The following is an 18,962-nucleotide window of genomic DNA, read 5'->3' as shown; positions in this document are numbered from 1 at the left end:
GGAGAACTCACCGCATACACGGAATTACTTGAAGAGTCTCGTCAAGAAGCAATGAACCGTATGATTGATAAAGCACGTGGCTTAGGGGCGAATGCGATTGTCGGAATTCGTTTCTCAACTTCCAATATTACCCAAGGTGCTTCCGAATTATTTGTTTATGGCACAGCTGTGTATGTTACACCGAATGCACCTAAAATTCCTGATCCATTCACCTCTTAAGGATTCGTTATGGATGGTATCATTTTTCAGGTGGTCATCTTTCTCATCCTATTTTGTCTTGGATTTGGATTTGGTCGCTATAATGAACAAAAGCATCTTAAGCAACTTGATGAACAAGAAGCGCGCTTAGCTTATATCAAGTTAGATAGTCAGCGTTTTAAAACTTCTGAAAACCATGGACAAATGATCAGCAGTAATGTTGTGATTTCGCATGATTATTTTAAGTTTGTACTTGCGCAAATCCAAAATTTCTTTGGTGGACGCTTACGCAGTTATGAAAGTATTGTTGAACGTGCAAGACGTGAAGCTATCGTTAGACTTAAACTTGAAGCAGAAAAAATGGGTGCAACTGAAATCTTAGGATTAAGACTCAGCACCACTGATTTAGGTCTTCAAGGTGGAATGGTTGAAGTTTTCGCTTACGGAACTGCTATACAAAAGAGAGACTAAAAGTCTCTCTTTTTCTCTACAAGTATGTAGTAGTCACTCAAGCCGTACACTTTACTTGAGGAGTCTTTAAATCCCTTATCACTCGCATGATCATTGAGATAAAAACCCAAACATAGTTGATTAAATTTTTCTCATCGATAATTGCATGATCATTAAAATTTACTTTACTTTCATTTTTCGGATCATTCGATACAGTATTGCTGGTGATAACCGTGAAATAAAGACGCCTAATTTTTCTTTTGCCCCACCCACGACAATATACTCATCCCCTTTCAATAATGCCTGTACGGTTTGTTTAGCAAATTCCTCTGCTTCTAAACCATTTTCAATAGCCTCATCTTGATAACCTTGGGGCTTTCCTTCACCGTTTAATGCGTTAAAGGACACATTGGTTTTCACAAATCCTGGGAAAATTACCGAGACACCCACACCATCTTGCGCAACTTCAGCACGTAAGCTATTCGCCCACATATGAATCGCACCTTTGGCTGCCGAATAAGTCGCACGATATTGTGTGCCCAATAACCCAGCGACACTTGAGATAAAGGCAATTCGTCCTGACTTTTGTTGCTGAAAAGTCGGCAAAACCGTTTTGGTTAAAAAAACTTGAGAGAAATAGTCAACTTCCATGATCGCACGTTCAGTTTGCATGGTCGTGTCTTTAATTAATGCACGTTGTGATAGACCTGCATTATTGATTAACCAATCAATACGTCCTTTTTGTTGGAGAACTTGTTCATAAGCATGACGAACTTGTGATTCATCTGTGATATCCGCTTTAATGGAAATATGTCGTTCTGGGTGTGCCAAAGACTGCCTTACCGTTTCCAGCTCTTCAAAACGACGAGCCGTCAAAATAACCTGTGCCCCTAAACTGGCACATTCAGCAGCCAACGCTTTACCAAGACCTGATGATGCACCTGTAATCCACACCACTTTCTGATCAAGCTGTTCCAACTTTGCCATTCCCTTTATCCTTATGGTTTAAGCATTTAATTTTGCTTTTTGCTGTCCTTCATTATCAAGAAAAACCAGAAAATGGTCAAAGTACTTCACGATACTTTGTGCATCATGAATTTTGCTTAAATTTTCAAATCGCTTGTACCCTAATCCTGTGGTCAGACTGATCACACCATTTAAGGTTTTATCCACCACCATATTAAATTTCAGCATTTTTTTAGGCTCACGAATTAAGCTCGTAACGCCTTGATCAACCACTTTAGTGAAGGCTTTTAATCCGGGAGCAACATATTGATTTTGACCTTCACGCATACGTTCTGCACAGCCCAGTAACTCATTCACAATAACTTTTTCAACTGGGTATGAAATATAGTATTTTCCATCTTGTTCATACATCAAACTTTGTACATGATTCACCATAGGCGTTAAGCGATCATTACCAAAAAAAGATACCGACCAAGGCATGTATTTCAAGATTGCATCTTGCACTTGTTTCAATACTTTTGCTGAGTCTTGATCCTTTGCATTAGAATCTTTGACCAGTGTGCCAAAGGCTTGATCAATAATCTCACAAGCAATTTTGGACAGATTATCTCCAAGAATTTTAGCTTGCGCTTCACGATCTCCTGCATTGAGTTTTTGGTGAATAGTTTGATATTGCTGATAAGTTTCAGGTTGTAAGCGCAAAGAAATAGTATAGGTCATGCTATTGTTATCCTTTATTGTCAGGCCGATTCCGCGAGTTGACGCTGGCTTTAGTGTTATTCAAAATCAATTACTGTTCGATTGTGTGTGATTTGAAACGAGAATGCATTTGCTTAACGTGCCTCTCCATGCATTTTTTTTGCTACAATAGATGCAATTTTTTATCTACTTTTGATCTGTTCGAACTATGACTGATTCAGCGCAAAATATTGCTACAACCTACGATCCGACCGAGATCGAGAAAAAATGGTACCAAACTTGGGAAGAACGCGGTTACTTTAAGCCGTCTGAAAAAGGCGAGTCTTTCTGTATCATGATTCCGCCACCAAACGTCACTGGTAGCTTGCACATGGGTCATGGTTTTAACAATGCCATCATGGATGCTTTGACACGTCATAAGCGTATGTCAGGTTTTAACACGCTTTGGCAACCAGGGACTGACCACGCAGGTATCGCAACGCAAATGGTTGTAGAGCGTCAGTTGGGCGCGCAAGGCGTAAGCCGTCATGACTTGGGTCGTGAAAAGTTCATCGATAAAGTATGGGAATGGAAAGAACAATCTGGCGGTAATATTACCCGTCAAATTCGTCGTTTAGGTTCTTCTGTTGATTGGTCACGTGAACGCTTTACCATGGATGAAGGTTTATCAAACGCTGTTAAAGAAGTGTTTGTAAAACTTCACGAAGATGGTTTGATCTACCGTGGTAAACGCCTTGTAAACTGGGATCCAAAATTACAAACCGCCCTTTCTGACTTAGAAGTTGAGTCTGATAAAGAAGAACAAGGTTCACTTTGGCACTTCAAATATTTCTTTGAAGATAAGTCACTTCGCACGCACGATGGTAAAGATCACATTGTTGTGGCAACCACTCGTCCTGAAACTTTGTTGGGTGATACAGCAGTTGCGGTTGCACTTGATGATGAACGTTATGCACACTTAGTTGGTCAAAACATTATCCTACCAATCACAGGTCGTGCGGTTCCGATCGTTAAAGACGAATACGTAGACAAAGAATTCGGTACAGGCTGTGTAAAAATTACCCCTGCGCATGACTTCAATGACTATGAAGTGGGTAAACGTTGCGAATTGCCAATCATCAACATCTTCAACAAAAATGCTGAAGTGTTGGCTGAGTTTGAATATATCGCAAAAGCGGGTGAGCAAATTTCTAAAACCATTCCTGCGCCTGCAGACTACATTGGTTTAGAGCGTTTTGAAGCACGTAAAAAGTTAGTTGAACAAGCGGAAACTGAAGGTTGGTTAGATCAAATTCAACCATATACATTGAAGCCACCTCGTGGTGACCGTTCAGGTGTAATTGTTGAACCGTTACTCACAGACCAATGGTACGTGAAGATTGCACCACTTGCGAAACCTGCAATTGAAGCGGTTCAAGATGGTCGTATTAAGTTCGTGCCTGAGCAATACAGCAACATGTACATGGCGTGGATGAACAACATTCAAGACTGGTGTATCTCTCGTCAATTGTGGTGGGGTCACCGTATCCCTGCTTGGTACGATGCAGAAGGCAATGTATATGTCGGTCGTAACGAAGATGAAGTTCGTGCGAAAAACAACATCCCTGCAGATGTTCAACTAGATCAAGACGAAGACGTATTGGATACATGGTTCTCATCTGGGCTTTGGACATTCTCAACTTTAGGTTGGACGGGTGACGAAGCGAAAGATAAAGAAAACTACTTCTTAAATACCTTCCACCCGACTGATGTTCTTGTAACAGGTTTCGACATCATCTTCTTCTGGGTTGCTCGTATGATTATGCTTACGATGCACTTCATGAAAAATGAAGATGGTACACCTCAAGTGCCGTTCAAAACTGTGTATGTACACGGTTTGGTACGTGATGGCGAAGGTCAGAAGATGTCTAAATCTAAGGGTAATGTACTTGACCCATTAGATTTGATTGACGGTGTTGATCTTGAAACTTTAGTACAAAAACGTACCACAGGTTTGATGAACCCGAAACAAGCGGCGAAGATTGAAAAGTCGACTCGTAAAGAATTCCCTGAAGGTATTCAATCTTACGGTACAGATGCGGTTCGTTTCACATTCTGTGCGCTTGCAAACACGGGTCGTGACATTAAGTTCGACATGAAGCGTGTTGAAGGTTACCGTAACTTTGCGAATAAAATCTGGAACGCGACGCGTTTCGTGATGATGAACTGCGAAGAGCAAGTGATTGGCCAAGAAGTGCGTCAAGACCTTTGGGAATTGCCTGAACAGTGGATCATAAGCCGTCTACAAAAAGCAGAACAAGCGGTGCAAACCGCATTTGCAACCTACCGTTTAGACTTGGCTGCACAAGCGATTTACGAGTTCATTTGGAATGAATACTGTGACTGGTATGTCGAGCTGACGAAACCTGTTCTGAATGATGAAAATGTATCGGTTGAGCGTAAAGCTGAAGTACGTCGTGTTCTTCTTTCTGTGATGGAAGCGTCTTTACGTTTGGCTCATCCGTTGATGCCTTACTTGACAGAAGAAATCTGGCAAACACTTGCGCCAAAACTCAACATCGTTGGCGAAACGATTATGTTGGCACAGTACCCTGTTGCTGACCAAGCGCTTAACAACGAACAAGCTGAAGCAGATATGCAGTGGCTTCAAGGTTTGATTGGTGCGGTACGTAACATCCGTGGTGAGATGGGCTTAGGTAATGCTCGCTTGTTGCCTGTTCTACTTCAAAACACAACTGATGCAGAAAAAGCACAGATTGCCCGTATTGAACCATTGTTTAAAGCATTGGCAAAAGTTGAAAGCATTACGTTCTTGGCTGATGCTGAACAACCACCATTGTCATCATCTTCTGTAGTCGGTCATGTGTCTGTATTCGTTCCAATGAAGGGTTTAATTGACCCGAAAGCGGAGTTGGGTCGTCTACAAAAAGACTTAGACAAGGTTCAAAAACAGCATGACCAAATTGCAACTAAACTTGCGAATGAAGGTTTTGTGGCTAAAGCACCTGCGGCTGTGGTTGAAGGCGAGAAAGTAAAACTTGCTGAGTTTGCTGATCAGTTAGCGAAGATTAAAGCGAATATGGAGCAGATTGCAGCGCTTTAATTTGTTGTTAGTTTGATCTAATTTGTGTATAAAGGGCTGATTATTCAGCCCTTTATAATTTTAAATATGAAGTATTTAGTAAACATTAGTGGAGAGATTCCACATGCAAACCTTTATGACATCAATATTCCATTAAATGGGAGAAATTTGATTCTCACTGGACGAAATAGTAGCGGAAAAACAAGTTTCCTTAATAAGCTTTTTGAAACTTTAAATAATGATTTAGATTCATTAAATGATAATCAACAACAATATAAAAATAATATTTCTCATTGGCAGTCAGAGATTCACCGGTTAGGGCCTTCAAATCCAGATTCCCAAGGATTAAAGAATCTAGTCAAAGAATATCAAGGAAAATTAAAACTACTTGAAACTGGTTTTAATATTGAAACAATAAACTTTGAAGAGTTCAAAAATAAATATAAAGAATATAAAGCAATCTTTAGAAATTTTGATGCTATGCGTGAGATTCATATTGATGAGTCTACACAAACTACTCTGTCTAATACTGAAATTGAAAGAGCAAGAAACGCATTTAGGCAAAATATAGGTAGCCGTCTAGAACAACATCTTGTCAACTTAAAAACATCTGAAGCTTTTGCTAAAGGTATTGAACAAAATGAAATCAAAGGGAAAAAATTTGAGAACTGGTTTAGCGATTTTGAAATTTCTTTAAAAAAATTATTTGAAAACGAAAAAACACTGTTAGTTTTCAAAAATGAAGAAAGAAAATTTGAAATTTATAATGGAAAAAACTACACAACTTTCCAAAATTTATCTTCTGGATATAAAGCAATTTTTGATATTTTTGCTGATCTTTTATTAAGAACGGAATTTTTTGATATAACACCTTCTGATTTAGAGGGAATTGTATTAATTGATGAAATAGATGCTCATTTACATATATCACTTCAAAAGTTAATTCTCCCATTCTTTAAAGATTCATTTCCAAATATTCAATTTATTGTAAGCACTCATTCTCCTTTTGTTATTACATCAACAGACAATGATACTGTAGTTTATGACATTTCTAGTGGTGAATTTTTTGAAGAAGATTTAAGTCGCTATTCATACGAATCGGTTATTAAAGGTTTATTCCATGTAGAAATAAAATCGGCACAATTAGAATCAGAAATTAAAGCTATCGCTGAAATTTTAAATAAAGATCCTAATAATTATGAGAAACTTAGAGATCTTTTAAAAAATATTTCACCATTCGCAAAACAACTTGATGTTGAATCTAAATCTTTTTACTTCAAGGCATTAAATCATTTATTAGACAATCAAGAACTAGGTGATCTTGATGTTTAAAGTTATACGATCAGAAAGACCCGAAGATTGGACTAATTCGGATTACACAGATCCAGTTGTAGTTAAACAATTGAAAAAAGATTTCTTATCTAAATGTTATTTGTGTGAACAAGCAGATTTCGGTTATATCAATGTAGAACACTTTGTGCCACACCTTAACAAAAGTGAAAAGTTAAGAACCGATTGGAATAATCTTTATTATGCTTGCTCTCACTGCAATAGTATTAAAGGCTCAAGACATAAGGAATTACTAGATTGTTGTGAAGAAAGCCATAATGTAGATACGGCTATTTCTTTAGAAGCACCAAGCGTTCCAAATGGTAAAATTATCTTAATCAATGCATTAAATAATGATTCTGATTTGTTTGAACTCACAAATAAAACCATAGCATTATTAGAGCAGTGCTATAACAATGCAAATAGTGGTAATCAGCAAGTGAGCCATCAATATTTGAAAGAAAAGATATTGGAAGAACATGCTTATTTGCAAAATTTACGTTTCCAACTAAAAAATGGTTTAAATCGTTTATTGCAAAGAGAAAAAGATGATCTAGTCGAAAGAATAAGTAATATGCTCAAACCTAATTATCCCTTTTCAGCGTTTTGGAAAACATATGTCAGAAATGATCCATTTTTATCAGAGATTTTAAATCAGTAACCCTCACCCCGACCCTCTCCCAAAGGGAGAGGGAGAAAAGCATTAAAGCACCCCATGCTCCAACAACATCTCCAACCCAGTCTTTTTCCCCATATACATCAACCTTTGCTTTTCCGCTTTAAGCTGTTGCTTCACCGCAGACACATCCGCATCAATCTGCTTATATAAGTCCGTAATATTCAATTGCCCTTTCGACTTCCTCACCGCAATTTTGGCTTTATTTGACCACACAAGCGAGTCAATCAATTCCTGAATTTGCTTTTTTAATGCTTGGCTTTGTGCTTCTAAAGCCTGCTGATAAAACTTAACTTGCTCCGCTGTTAAACCTTTATTTGAACCATTTTTACTTTGCTCAACTTCAAGCTGAAGTTTCAATAAATAGAACAAATCTTCCTGTTCATAGGCTTCATTAGCACGCTGTAACAGCTCGGTCTTTTCCGCTTTTTTCGACTCATCAGGCTCACGGTCAGGGTGAATAATCGAGGCAATCTTTAAATATACGGTTTTTAGCGATTGATTCACTAACTTTTCTGCTTCGGCTTGTTTATCTTGCTGCCGTTTAAGTTTGGCTTGCTGCCTTGCTTGTTGATACTGCGCTTTGTCCCATAACGAATCGTCATCAATCGTTGAATCATTTTGTTCACCATGAGCATCTGGTGTTTGACTAGATTCGAAGTTGTTCTTTTTATCTTGCTTATTTCGTGGTTGAGCAAACACCTGTTCGAAATAAATATGGAATTTTTCAACTGTCTCAAGTTGAGTTTCATTGAGCATATTTGATTTGCTCAACATTTGGGTCAAGTTAAAACACTTCTCTTCCACAACCTTTTGAGACGACTTATTTAAATCTATTTGACTTAGGCTATTCCATAGACTTTGTAATTGCTGAAACATCACTTTATAAACATCACGATAGACAGGAATAAGTTTCTTCTGCGTGTAGGTACGAATTTCTTCTTGGGCGTGTTGCCATGCGGATAATTGTAATTTTTGCTGCTCAATCTGATTAATCAAAACCCGTAGCTTATGATCTTGAACAAGTTGTGCAGAAGAACTGGATTGAATTTCGAATGAAGTCACGTCAGGTGTTTAGTCCAATGAGAGAATACTGAGTTTAACAAAATGTGGATGCTTTATTTAAGCATCGATCACAGTTTGATTTCGACCATTGGCTTTTGCTTGATAAAGATGTCGATCTGCTCGTTTAAGAATGGCATAAGCATCAGCATCGTTGAGATCAGTCACACTGACACCAATACTGACGGTCAAAGTTTTCTCTGCCAAAATAACAGCTTGTTCCACCAATGTACGAATTTTCTCTGCCAAAACTTGCGCACCCATCAGATGTGTTGCAGGCAATAAAATTACAAATTCTTCACCACCATAACGTGCCACAAAATCGGTTTCACGTGTTGCTTGATCAAGGATTTTTGCTACTTGTTGTAACACTTGATCCCCTTGATCATGACCATATTGATCGTTGACTTGCTTAAAATAATCGACATCCAATATAAGTGCTGCATAGCCAATTTGATTTCTTTTATGTTGAGCAAACAAGTATTCAAGTTGCTCATTTAAAGCACGGCGATTGTGTAAACCTGTTAATGCGTCATGTCGTGACAATCGAATCAACACAAGATTAGCCAATTCAAGTGCTCGAGTGCGCTCTTGAACCTTACGCTCTAGAGATTGGTTTGCATCAAGTAATTGTTGTTTTTGTTCCAATAAGGTTTGCGTCATGCTTTGTAGAGAATGTGATAATCCTTGGATTTCACGGATGCTGCTTTGACTATGAAATGCCGTATGCACGTCTCCCTGTTCGACCGCATAAGCCGATTTGGCTAAAGCCTCAATGGGTCTGCTCAATTTATTGGCAAGTTGATAAATCACATAAAAGATAAACAGCGAGACGAATAAACCAATCAGAAAGATTTTGAACTGCAAATCACGCATATCAGCCAAAGCAATCGCCAAAGGTTGACGAATAACCACATGCCAACCAATATCACTTTTAGTCTCGGACTCCACCGCAATATTTGCGGTTAAGAAATCCTGTCCTTCATTCCAATCATCAATATAATAAAGTGCATCGTTGACTTGAAATTGAGGTGGCTGGACTCGTCCAATACTTTTAAATGGATACAGCAGTTCACCCTGTTTATTTAAGATAAAGACTTCTATGCCACGCTGAGATGCTGTTTGAGATAAAGCTCTATTGAGAATATGACGTGCCCACTCCCAATCTGCATGTGCAGCTAACACTCCTTTTAATTTTTGAGTATTTGGATCATAGATTGGTGTTGCGAAATCAATAAAACGCATCGGCTCATGAGGATTTAAAGCTTGAATTTTTTTTGCCAATAACACAGCTTCATGCACATCACCTAAGTATGTACCCTGTAAACCTGCCTTAAACCATGGCCGTGAAGAAACATTTTCACCTTCAAGAATACCATCCGCAGCGATTTGAACATCACCGTTTAAATCCGTTACCCCCATCCAAGCATAATAGACATACGCATTTTTGACTTGTTCCAAGCGTGTACGGACACGTGGATCATCTAGATTTGCTTCTGAAAAGAAAGGAGATTGGCTGAGCAGCACCATTTCGCGCTCGCGTTCGGCAAGAGAAGTTGCCAAGGCATTACTGATATTTTTTGCTGCGACATGTAGGGTCTGTCCACTGGCTTTAGCCAAGTGCTGAGATGCGATATTTCCAATATACAGCGATACGCATATCCCAAGGATAATGGTTAACCCAGCAAATATGAACAGAACGCGATTACGGAATGAATCCAAAATACACCTTAACTCTTGGTTAAACACCGAAACATGCAACCATAAGAATATAACAGAATATTACAAATACATAACAAACATTTCAGCTCATTGTAATGAATAAAAAATGCCAACCTTATCTCATATATTCAAAATCCTGATTAACATTAACAACTGTAATTCCACTCCCTATCTTTTAAACAACATGATTTAATATTCAAGTCACGCACCACATCTACATAAAGTCATAATAATTCGACAATAATTCTGTATTTCTTTTTTTTGGCGCTTGATAGCTTAAGTAGAATCACCTAGAAAATTGAGAAACAAATGGATTTTGCTTCTATCTTTTTTTACGACACCACATGGGTATTTGTTTTCGAGATTTTAATCCGATGTGTGGTGATGTATTTACTGATCATTCTGTTTCTTCGTTTGACAGGCAAGCGAGGGGTTAGACAACTCTCCATCTTTGAAGTTGCCATTATTCTTTGTCTTGGATCAATTGCTGGAGATCCAATGTTTACGGAGGATTTACCCTTAATTCAAGCCGTAGTCGTCATGAGTGTGATCATCTTACTTTACCGCACCACAACGTGGTTAATGATGAAATATCAGCCTTTCGAAGACTTAGTCGAAGGTAAATCCTGCTACATCGTTAAAGATGGCATGCTCGTCCTTGAAGCATTCAAGCGAGGTAATATGTCGCATGATGAGTTCTTTTCGGAAATGCGTCGTCAATCTGTTGAGCATTTAGGTCAAATTCGAGTCGGTCTATTAGAGTCCGATGGGAATTTCAGTATTTTGTTTTATCCCGATGAGCAAGTTAAATATGGCTTACCAATTTTTCCAGATCAAGCTCAATCAATATACAAGGTAAAACCTAGCGTAATATATGCGTGTACACATTGTGGATTCTGTACTGAACTTCAGCAACCACTTCAAGATTGTCCGCGCTGTTCTTGCCAAGATTGGACGCAAGCAATGAACAGTCTAAGAATTGGTTAGCAGATGAATAATCTACAGTCTGTTGGGACGAAGCAGATTATTCATCCTCAGCGCTGACTCAATCGAACATAGGTGGTTGAGATTAATCCAAGACTTTCACCACAATTTTACCAATGTGATCACCTGCATCCATTGCCAAATGAGCCGCTTGAATCTCATCAAAATTAAAAGTTTTATAAATCATCGGTAGACATTCACCTTTTGCCCATAACGGCGCAACATGTGTCTTTAAATCTTGAGCGATTTTGGCTTTTTCTGCTGTGGTACGTGCACGCATGGTTGAGCCAGTAATGGTTAAACGCTTCATCATGATTTGACCTAATTTTACGCCATCGGCTTTAGCTCCTCCAAGAAATGCGATATAAACCAAACGTCCATCACGACGTAGTATATTCAGGTTTTGAGCTAAATAAGGCGCTCCAACCATATCTAAAACAATATCTACACCATTTTCTTCCGTCGCTTGCTGAATGACCTGTTCAAAGTCTTCCGTTTTATAATTAATTGCATGCGTCAAATCTTGAATTGCTTTTAGTTTCTCATCTGAACCAACAGTCGCAAAAGTTTTTAAGCCAAATGCGTTACACAACATCAATGCCGTTGTTCCAATCCCACTGGTTCCGCCATGGATTAAAGCCGTTTCCCCTGCTTTAGCTTTGCCCATTTGAAAAATATTCGCCCAAACGGTAAAAAATGTTTCTGGAATTGCAGCAGCTTGAATATGACTCACCCCTGCAGGAATATTAATCAGCTGAGATTCAGGCACCACACAGTATTCCGCATAACCACCACCATTGGTAAGTCCACACACTTGATCCCCCACCTGATAGGCGTTTACCTCAGCCCCTACTGCAACGACTTCCCCTGATACCTCTAACCCAGGTACAGGTGTGACCCCTTTAGGCATTGGATATAAACCTTGGCGCTGTAAAATATCAGGACGGTTAATGCCGAAAGCATGTACTTTCACCAAGACTTCATTGTCTTTAGGTTGCGGAATATCAACCGTTTCATAAGCCAACTTCTCAACGCCGCCTGGTTCAGTAATGATCACGTGTTGCATGCTTTGTGCCATAATCAAATCCTTTATTTACAATACTTTTCATTCATTTCAATCAATTTCATCATAGTTGATCACATTGATAAAGTCCTGTATTACTTATGTATAAGGATGAAAACGAATCATTATTTTTGGGGGAAAATAATATGCGTTACTTGCTGCAATTTATTTTGCCATGCAGTTTTGCTGCCTTGGTCATCATCTGTTGGACTTTTTTGTTAAGTTTTCCATGGGATTCAGCAGTAATTGCGATGATCTACTTCCAAATTGGGCTGGTGTTGTTATTGCTATACATTGAATACGATGCGAGCAAAGTGGATGGTGCAGCAGGTTGGACTTTTTTAGTTTTCTGTTTTTTTGAAATGATATTGTTCGTCGCTTTGGGGATCATTCGTGTCATTATTGGTGGATGGCAAGTTTTAAATCTTTTATTTTAAACCTTGCCTCAGACACGAATATTAAAATAACTCAATAATACAAACAAAGCTTCGTATTTTTTTGATTTACAACGGAATTGTAACCTTAATGTCTTAAATTTTAAGGTCGTCATGGATCGTACACTCGAGAATTTTTAACATGAAAAAGCAGACTCTAGTTGTCATACTATCGCTCATGCTCGGTTTAGCAGGATGCTCTGGGGAAGATAAACCTAAATTAACCACACCAAGTGCCCCTGAACCAACCATACCAATTCAGCCTGAAGATCCAGAACCATCTCTACCACCGGATCTCGAACCTGAAAGACCGATCAATGTTCCACAACCAAAAACGTATTTAAATCTGGATTTTACTGAAATTTATTCAATACCTTCTGATTGGAATATTCTGCCTTCAAATCCAGGTAGCATTCAATTTAAAGAAGGTGCCTTACTGATTGATGGTCGCAAAGATTTAACCAAACCCACCACCATCATGTTAAGTTCGGATTTTCAAAAGCTTCGCAACTATAAAATTGAGTTAGAATTTGAATACCTTGAGCGTAATAACGGTACTCGTTGGGGAAGTATTATTTATAGAGCTTCAGATGTGTTTGCTCAACCTGAATATACACCATACTACCAATTTGCTATTCGTGCAGATGCATCTGCTTATAATGGTCTAGAACTCGCACTTAGACGCTCAAATAACACATGGAATGTCATCGATACATCCAAATTCGAATCAAACATTGCTTTAAATACACCTTATAAGGCTACAGTTGTTGTTCATGATCAACGTGTTCGTCATTACTTGAATGATCAATTGGTTTTTGATGGTGAATTACCCACCAACCTAAACCAAGGTGCCATTGGACTTTCAGCAGCAGGATTGCTGATGAAGGTCAACACAATACAGGTGATTGAACAACTTGATGCCCTCCCTACTCAAGATCGGATTACAGATGTCATTGATCACAAATATCCAGTTGCAATGGCGCCTGCTTTAGCGCAACCAGCCGACTCATTAACAAATGATAACGCTCATACCGCCACTTATATTGCTTACCAACTTGATGAACAATTATTTTTAAAAGATTTCGACAATAAGACCTCGCTGCACCTCAGAAGTCTTCTTTCTGATCAAACCAAAAGAACACTTCCTCTTCTGCATATCGACTCTGAAAACACACTGGCTGAATTAAGATCTTTGTCTTCAGATTATGATTTTAGTGATGTCACGCTAGTCTCTGATGATCCATATCTATTAAGAAAAGCGCGTGTGGAGATTCCAGAAATCCGTACAGCATTGGATTGGTCTGAAAAGTACAATTTGATTTCAGATCAAAATAGTGTTGTGAAAATTGCACAGGCAACCAATACAGCACTTTCTAAAATTGTGATTTTACCAGCCCATTTGGTTCAGTCTCATGTAGTTGCACACTTGCAACGTTTATTGATCACACCTTGGGCAGGTTTTACCCACAATACTTCTGGACAGACCAGTCCTAAGCTTGATGCCTATCAAGCCGCTGAGATATTAACAACAGGAGTAAATGGCATTTATACGCATCAGCCTGAATTATTTCATTCCATCATGCGCTCAATGGCGCCCAACACCCTACTTCGTAAACCACTCATTACAGGTCATCGTGGAATTCCATCTCAAGTTGATGAAAATACCCTTGAAGGTATTCTTAAGGCGATAGAAGTTGGTGCTGATGCCGTGGAATATGATGTATATCTGACGAAAGATGACCATGTCGTTTTAATGCATGATAAATCGGTTTTACGCACAACGGGTATCGCAAAAAATATTGAGAACATGACGCTCGAAGAAGTTCGTAAACTAAAAACGACCGGGCAGCGACTTGCCATACCGACGATGGATGAAGTATTGGCTGCAGTAGTTAAAAAGTACTCACATGTCACCAATTTTATCGAGATTAAGAGTGCAAAACCCGAAATAATTTCAAAAATTAAAGATTTACTTGATAAATATGATGCATATGGTCAAGCCATTGTCATAAGTTTTGATGGGCAACAAATTCTTGAAATGAAGAACACTCTAAAAGGTGTATCAACGGGTTTATTGGTATATCCACCAAAGGAACAAACTACTTTTCTAAACATTCGAAGAGTTTTGGAAACAACACGACAATTTTCTTCAACATTCAATCCGAATTATAGTGGTTTGAATCAGGATGTCATGTATCTGGCAAGTTTACGTGGGGTGACCTTCTGGCCTTGGACGTTCCGTTTAATTAAAAATGATTTCTATCGTATGTACATTCAAGGTACACATGGGTTGACCACAGATTATGCACAAGATGCATCGAATTTTGTGGTCAAAATTGAAACTCCACGACAAATATCAGCAACTGTTGGTCAACCTTTACAAATCACTGGGCAAAAATTAACGCAACTGGGTCAATCTAGTTACCAAAGCTTCAATACGATGCTCGTACTATCAGGCTCTGCAAAATATAGTCTAAATGGTCAATCTGTGAGTTTCAGTGAACGTGGTACAGCCTATGTCATGCCAAGCTACCAATACACCATAGCACCCAATTTCACCTATACCATCTATGCAAAACCCGTGACTGTGACCATTCAATAAGAAAGCCACATTGATATTTGGAGACCAATTCAGTTCGCTGAGTTGGTTTTTTTCGAAAATGGCATTTTTCCTCATCTTTTCATAAGATTTCAACTGGACTTTTAATGATGTTCACCGCTTAAACACGACAGTATTTAAAACTGATGAATTTCATAAATATTTAATATGTAATATTTTTTTTACTTTATGACAAATCCATAGAGTTGTCATTTTACGTACTTAGATTGTGTCTCGCTTAGGGACATACTTTTCGAGTACTTTTTAATGATGAAATTTACAACACTGACGTCAGCAATATTATTAACATTAAGCTTAACAGCTTGCTCCGATGATGATCAAAAAAATGCTGTATCAAATCCAGATCAAACAGAAAATCCTAATCCATCTCCAGAACCTGAAACACCAGAAATTGAAGTTCCTGTACCCAAAATACTTTTTGAAGAAAATTTCAATGCTTTAACTGCTATTCCAAACAATTGGACTCAACTTCGCAGCAGTCCAGGGAATCTTGAGGTTAAAGATGAAGCACTACTCATCAATGGTACGGCGCACGATACACAAATGACGACCATCATGTTGCCAAACGAACTACAGCAACATCGTAATTATCGTATCGATATGGATTTTGCTTTCTTAGAAAAGAACAATGGCGGGCGTTGGGGTAGCATCATCTATCGTGCCGCTGATCAATATGCTGATCCAGCTTTTACGCCGTATTATCAATTCGCATTTCGTGTTGATGCAACCGCTGCAAGTGGTCTTGAACTTTCTATGCGTCAACCTAACAACACATGGAATGTTTTACAAAAATCTGCTCATAAAGAGAATTTTGAGTTAAATAAAACCTACAAAGCAACAGTCATCGTACATGGTCAACGCGTACGCCATTATATTAATGATGAACTCGTACTCGATAGCACGCTACCTTACAATTTAAATCAGGGTGGCATTGGCATTTCTACAGCAGGCACTTTGATGCGTGTAGATTCAATTAAAGTGACTGAGCAACTTGAAGCCCTACCAGAGTCTAATCGAGTTACAGATCTAATCGATCAGCAATTGCCAGTCTCTATGGCACCAGCACTCGCTCAGCCTGCTGGCGCAACTACACTGAACTCAGCTCCATTAGCAACTCATGTTGCCTATCAACTGGATGAGCAACTCAATCTTCTTAACCAAGATCAAAAGAAAATTACTCATTTAAAAGATTATTTAAATGATTCAACACGACGTCATATTCCGCTATTAACGATCAATTCAGAAAAAACAATTCGTAATCTGAAAACGTTGACAGAAAACTATGATCTCGCTGATATCACCTTGGTGTCGGATCAGCCTGAACTCTTACGTAAAGCTCGTGTTGAAATCCCTGTTTTGCGTACAGCACTCGACTATTCAAAACAATCTGGTTTAACCAATAGTAAATCAGATATTGTAAAAATTGCTCATAATACCAATTCTTCTTTATCAAAAATTGTCATTTTACCGCCGCACTTAGTGCAATCAGAAGTCGTATCTCATCTACAACGCTTATTAATTACACCTTGGGCAAGCACACTTCATCCAGATCAAAAAGATGGCATTGATGCATTCAAAGCAGCTGATATTTTAAGCACTGGGATTAATGGGATCTATACACTACAGCCAGATGTTTTCCAAAACATTATGAAGCAGATGACACCGAATACCCTGTTAAGAAAACCCCTCATCACAGGCCATCGTGGCATTCCAGCTTTAGAGGATGAAAATACTTTAGAAGGAACAATTAAAGCTATTGAGGTGGGTGCTGACGCAGTTGAATATGATGTTTATCTATCGAAAGATGGTCATGTTTTCTTGATGCATGACGGGACGCTAAAACGTACCACAGGTGATAACAGAAATACTGAAGATCTGACCTTAGCTGAAATTCGTCAGTTACGTACTATTCCGAATGGTCGCCCAGTTCCAACCATGGATGAGGTTTTGGCGGCAGTCAAAAAATACCCCCATGTGACCAATTTCATCGAAATTAAAAGTGCTAAGCCTGAAATTGTAGCGAAGATTAAAGAACTTTTAGATAAGCACAATGCCTATGATCAATCGATTGTCATCAGTTTTAATGGTGATCAAATCTTACAGATGAAAAATACCTTACCGGGTGTTTCTACAGGCTTCTTAACGAATACGCCGAACGCACAAAGCAATATTGTAAACACACGTCGAATATTAGACGCGACTCAAAAATATTCTTCTACATTTAACCCGTCTTTTGCAGGATTAAGCAAAGAGTTAATGTCAATGGCGAGCTTACGTGGCGTAACTTTCTGGCCTTGGACATTCCGTACCAATAAAGATGATTTTAATCGTATGTATGTACAAGGAACACATGGCTTAACCACCGATTATGCTCATGAATCTTCTGATTTAGTCGTCAAGATCAATACTCCAGGTCAAATTACTGCGAAAGTGGGACAGCCTGTTGTTTTTAGTGGAGAAAAAGTTACTCAGATAGGTAAGGCTTCAGCACAAAACTTTAATTCAATGATTGTTCTGCCTGGTTCTGCCAAATATAGTAAAAATGGTCAGTCGATTACGTTTAGTGAAACAGGCAAAGCCTATGTCATGCCGAGCTATCAATACACGATTGCTCCGAATTATAGCTACACCCTGTACGGTAAACCTGTGACAGTCACGATTCAGTAAGAAACTTTAAATTTACATGCCCAATTGTTAAGTTTAAAGCTTCAATTGGGCATTTCTTATTTTTTTAAATTTTGAATCACTTCGGGTAAAAAAGAACGGTGAAATCCATCATAGGCTTGATTATTCTCAGCCGGACTTAATGAAAATATACGTGTGCCTTGAGAAGCTGCGCCATCAATCCGTATCGTGACACCCGATATAAATTTAGACGCTTCAGACAACAAATAGACGATAGTTGATGATACTTCAGCTTCTGTTCCCATGCGTTGCAAAGGAACTTTCTCCGCCATACTTGGAATCACTTTTTCAGCCATTTCACCAGTATATGTATCCATACCCGATGACAAAATCCATCCAGGTGCTACGGCATTCACACGAACTCCAGATTTGCCCCATTCGACAGCAGCTGTCTTGGTCAGATTATCAACGCCTGCACGGGCTGCGCCTGAATGTCCCATATTCGGCATACCTCCCCACATATCAGCAGTCATGTTGACAATACTTCCACCATGCTTATTCATCCACTGATTGTAAGCTTCGCGCATGAGATAGAATGTAGCGTGTAGATTATTTCGAATGACAGCATCAAACCCATTGGCTGAGATTTTTTCTAAATGCGCTGGAAATTGTCCGCCTGCATTATTCACCAAGCCATCAATTCGTCCGAATTTTTTAATCACTTCACTAATCATGGCTTTCACTTGTGCCTCATCACGATTATCACAAGCGATGCCATAGGCTCTGCCACCATCTTCCATGATTTCAGCAACAACTTTATCGAGTTTTTCTTGGGTACGCCCTGTAATAATCACTTGTGCATCTAATGATGCGAGCTCATGAGCTGTACAACGTCCAATACCAGAACCACCTCCTGTCACAATGATGACCTGATTCTGAAATAATTTTTCCTTGAATACTGAGTTATATGTCATGCCAATCCTTAGGTTGTAATTTTTATCGACTTGCAAAATTATCCCGATTTTTTAACAGTTGCAAGATCATAGAATTTT

15 protein-coding genes are annotated in these 18,962 nt (G+C 38.8%); 9 read left to right on the top strand and 6 right to left on the bottom strand.

Annotation, left to right across the window (positions count from 1 at the left end; translation table 11 throughout):
• Together CL42_RS07305 and CL42_RS07300 are read left to right on the top strand one after the other, a co-directional pair.
• On the top strand, window positions 1–219 hold a 219-nt coding region (locus tag CL42_RS07305; RefSeq protein ID WP_035266706.1), incomplete at its 5' end, for a YbjQ family protein.
• 9 nt (window positions 220–228) lie between these two features.
• Window positions 229–669: a YbjQ family protein gene (locus CL42_RS07300; protein WP_035266705.1), complete on the top strand. Its 441-nt coding sequence runs from the start codon at window positions 229–231 to the stop codon at window positions 667–669.
• A gap of 159 nt (window positions 670–828) precedes the next feature.
• Here the strand turns inward: CL42_RS07300 and CL42_RS07295 are convergent, their stop codons facing one another.
• Both CL42_RS07295 and CL42_RS07290 read right to left on the bottom strand, forming a co-directional pair.
• Complete coding sequence (locus tag CL42_RS07295; RefSeq protein ID WP_035266703.1) at window positions 829–1,635, bottom strand: SDR family NAD(P)-dependent oxidoreductase; 807 nt, start codon at window positions 1,633–1,635, stop codon at window positions 829–831.
• An 18-nt stretch (window positions 1,636–1,653) separates the two neighbouring features.
• Window positions 1,654–2,334: a hypothetical protein gene (locus tag CL42_RS07290; protein WP_035266700.1), complete on the bottom strand. Its 681-nt coding sequence runs from the start codon at window positions 2,332–2,334 to the stop codon at window positions 1,654–1,656.
• Between the two features lie 187 nt (window positions 2,335–2,521).
• On the opposite strand from CL42_RS07290, the gene CL42_RS07285 reads away from it, so the two are divergent.
• The 3 genes from CL42_RS07285 (at window position 2,522) to CL42_RS07275 (ending at window position 7,385) form a co-directional block, all read left to right on the top strand.
• The gene (locus CL42_RS07285) at window positions 2,522–5,416 is read left to right on the top strand and encodes a valine--tRNA ligase (RefSeq protein WP_035266698.1); all 2,895 of its coding nucleotides are present in this window, start codon (window positions 2,522–2,524) and stop codon (window positions 5,414–5,416) included.
• Between the two features lie 66 nt (window positions 5,417–5,482).
• Window positions 5,483–6,727, top strand: coding sequence for an AAA family ATPase (locus tag CL42_RS07280; RefSeq protein WP_035266712.1), 1,245 nt, complete (start codon window positions 5,483–5,485; stop codon window positions 6,725–6,727).
• The gene (locus tag CL42_RS07275; RefSeq protein WP_035266696.1) at window positions 6,720–7,385 is read left to right on the top strand and encodes an HNH endonuclease; all 666 of its coding nucleotides are present in this window, start codon (window positions 6,720–6,722) and stop codon (window positions 7,383–7,385) included. Before CL42_RS07280 ends, CL42_RS07275 begins: the two co-directional genes overlap by 8 nt.
• Before the next feature lie 42 nt (window positions 7,386–7,427).
• On the opposite strand, the gene CL42_RS07270 is transcribed toward CL42_RS07275, so the two are convergent.
• Together CL42_RS07270 and CL42_RS07265 are read right to left on the bottom strand one after the other, a co-directional pair.
• Window positions 7,428–8,465 carry a hypothetical protein gene (locus CL42_RS07270; RefSeq protein WP_051586557.1) on the bottom strand — a complete coding sequence of 346 codons (1,038 nt, stop codon included), beginning with the start codon at window positions 8,463–8,465 and terminating at the stop codon, window positions 7,428–7,430.
• A gap of 57 nt (window positions 8,466–8,522) precedes the next feature.
• Window positions 8,523–10,184: a diguanylate cyclase gene (locus CL42_RS07265; RefSeq protein WP_035266695.1), complete on the bottom strand. Its 1,662-nt coding sequence runs from the start codon at window positions 10,182–10,184 to the stop codon at window positions 8,523–8,525.
• 309 nt (window positions 10,185–10,493) lie between these two features.
• Between CL42_RS07265 and CL42_RS07260 the strand changes: the two genes are divergently transcribed.
• Window positions 10,494–11,171 (top strand): YetF domain-containing protein, encoded by a 678-nt coding sequence (locus CL42_RS07260; RefSeq protein ID WP_035266694.1) that lies wholly within the window; start codon window positions 10,494–10,496, stop codon window positions 11,169–11,171.
• An 82-nt stretch (window positions 11,172–11,253) separates the two neighbouring features.
• On the opposite strand, the gene CL42_RS07255 is transcribed toward CL42_RS07260, so the two are convergent.
• On the bottom strand, window positions 11,254–12,246 hold the full coding sequence (locus CL42_RS07255; protein WP_035266693.1) for an NAD(P)H-quinone oxidoreductase: 993 nt from the start codon (window positions 12,244–12,246) through the stop codon (window positions 11,254–11,256).
• Between the two features lie 131 nt (window positions 12,247–12,377).
• On the opposite strand from CL42_RS07255, the gene CL42_RS07250 reads away from it, so the two are divergent.
• The 3 genes from CL42_RS07250 (at window position 12,378) to CL42_RS07240 (ending at window position 17,952) form a co-directional block, all read left to right on the top strand.
• The gene (locus tag CL42_RS07250; RefSeq protein WP_155756968.1) at window positions 12,378–12,668 is read left to right on the top strand and encodes a hypothetical protein; all 291 of its coding nucleotides are present in this window, start codon (window positions 12,378–12,380) and stop codon (window positions 12,666–12,668) included.
• 139 nt (window positions 12,669–12,807) lie between these two features.
• A complete protein-coding gene (locus CL42_RS07245) occupies window positions 12,808–15,267 on the top strand; it encodes a glycerophosphodiester phosphodiesterase family protein (RefSeq protein ID WP_035266691.1) in 2,460 nt (819 codons plus the stop codon).
• A 264-nt stretch (window positions 15,268–15,531) separates the two neighbouring features.
• Entirely contained in the window at window positions 15,532–17,952 is a 2,421-nt protein-coding gene (locus CL42_RS07240) for a glycerophosphodiester phosphodiesterase family protein (RefSeq protein ID WP_228133242.1), read from the top strand.
• 56 nt (window positions 17,953–18,008) lie between these two features.
• On the opposite strand, the gene CL42_RS07235 is transcribed toward CL42_RS07240, so the two are convergent.
• The gene (locus CL42_RS07235; protein ID WP_035266690.1) at window positions 18,009–18,884 is read right to left on the bottom strand and encodes an SDR family oxidoreductase; all 876 of its coding nucleotides are present in this window, start codon (window positions 18,882–18,884) and stop codon (window positions 18,009–18,011) included.
• Window positions 18,885–18,962: the final 78 nt, after the last annotated feature.

This window comes from Acinetobacter sp. Ver3 (assembly GCF_000632455.1).
In the GTDB taxonomy this organism is placed as follows: domain Bacteria; phylum Pseudomonadota; class Gammaproteobacteria; order Pseudomonadales; family Moraxellaceae; genus Acinetobacter.
Note: the sequence above shows the minus strand (reverse complement) of the source record. Positions and strands in the feature narration are given on the sequence as shown.

Bases quoted from the DNA above. Each gene is read 5' to 3' on its own strand.
- CL42_RS07250 (WP_155756968.1), top strand. From the start codon at position 12,378: ATGCGTTACTTGCTGCAATTTATTTTGCCATGCAGTTTTGCTGCCTTG.
- CL42_RS07275 (WP_035266696.1), top strand. From the start codon at position 6,720: ATGTTTAAAGTTATACGATCAGAAAGACCCGAAGATTGGACTAATTCG.
- CL42_RS07285 (WP_035266698.1), top strand. From the start codon at position 2,522: ATGACTGATTCAGCGCAAAATATTGCTACAACCTACGATCCGACCGAG.
- CL42_RS07290 (WP_035266700.1), bottom strand. From the start codon at position 2,334: ATGACCTATACTATTTCTTTGCGCTTACAACCTGAAACTTATCAGCAA.
- CL42_RS07295 (WP_035266703.1), bottom strand. From the start codon at position 1,635: ATGGCAAAGTTGGAACAGCTTGATCAGAAAGTGGTGTGGATTACAGGT.
- CL42_RS07240 (WP_228133242.1), top strand. From the start codon at position 15,532: ATGATGAAATTTACAACACTGACGTCAGCAATATTATTAACATTAAGC.
- CL42_RS07255 (WP_035266693.1), bottom strand. From the start codon at position 12,246: ATGGCACAAAGCATGCAACACGTGATCATTACTGAACCAGGCGGCGTT.
- CL42_RS07280 (WP_035266712.1), top strand. From the start codon at position 5,483: ATGAAGTATTTAGTAAACATTAGTGGAGAGATTCCACATGCAAACCTT.
- CL42_RS07260 (WP_035266694.1), top strand. From the start codon at position 10,494: ATGGATTTTGCTTCTATCTTTTTTTACGACACCACATGGGTATTTGTT.
- CL42_RS07300 (WP_035266705.1), top strand. From the start codon at position 229: ATGGATGGTATCATTTTTCAGGTGGTCATCTTTCTCATCCTATTTTGT.
- CL42_RS07245 (WP_035266691.1), top strand. From the start codon at position 12,808: ATGAAAAAGCAGACTCTAGTTGTCATACTATCGCTCATGCTCGGTTTA.
- CL42_RS07235 (WP_035266690.1), bottom strand. From the start codon at position 18,884: ATGACATATAACTCAGTATTCAAGGAAAAATTATTTCAGAATCAGGTC.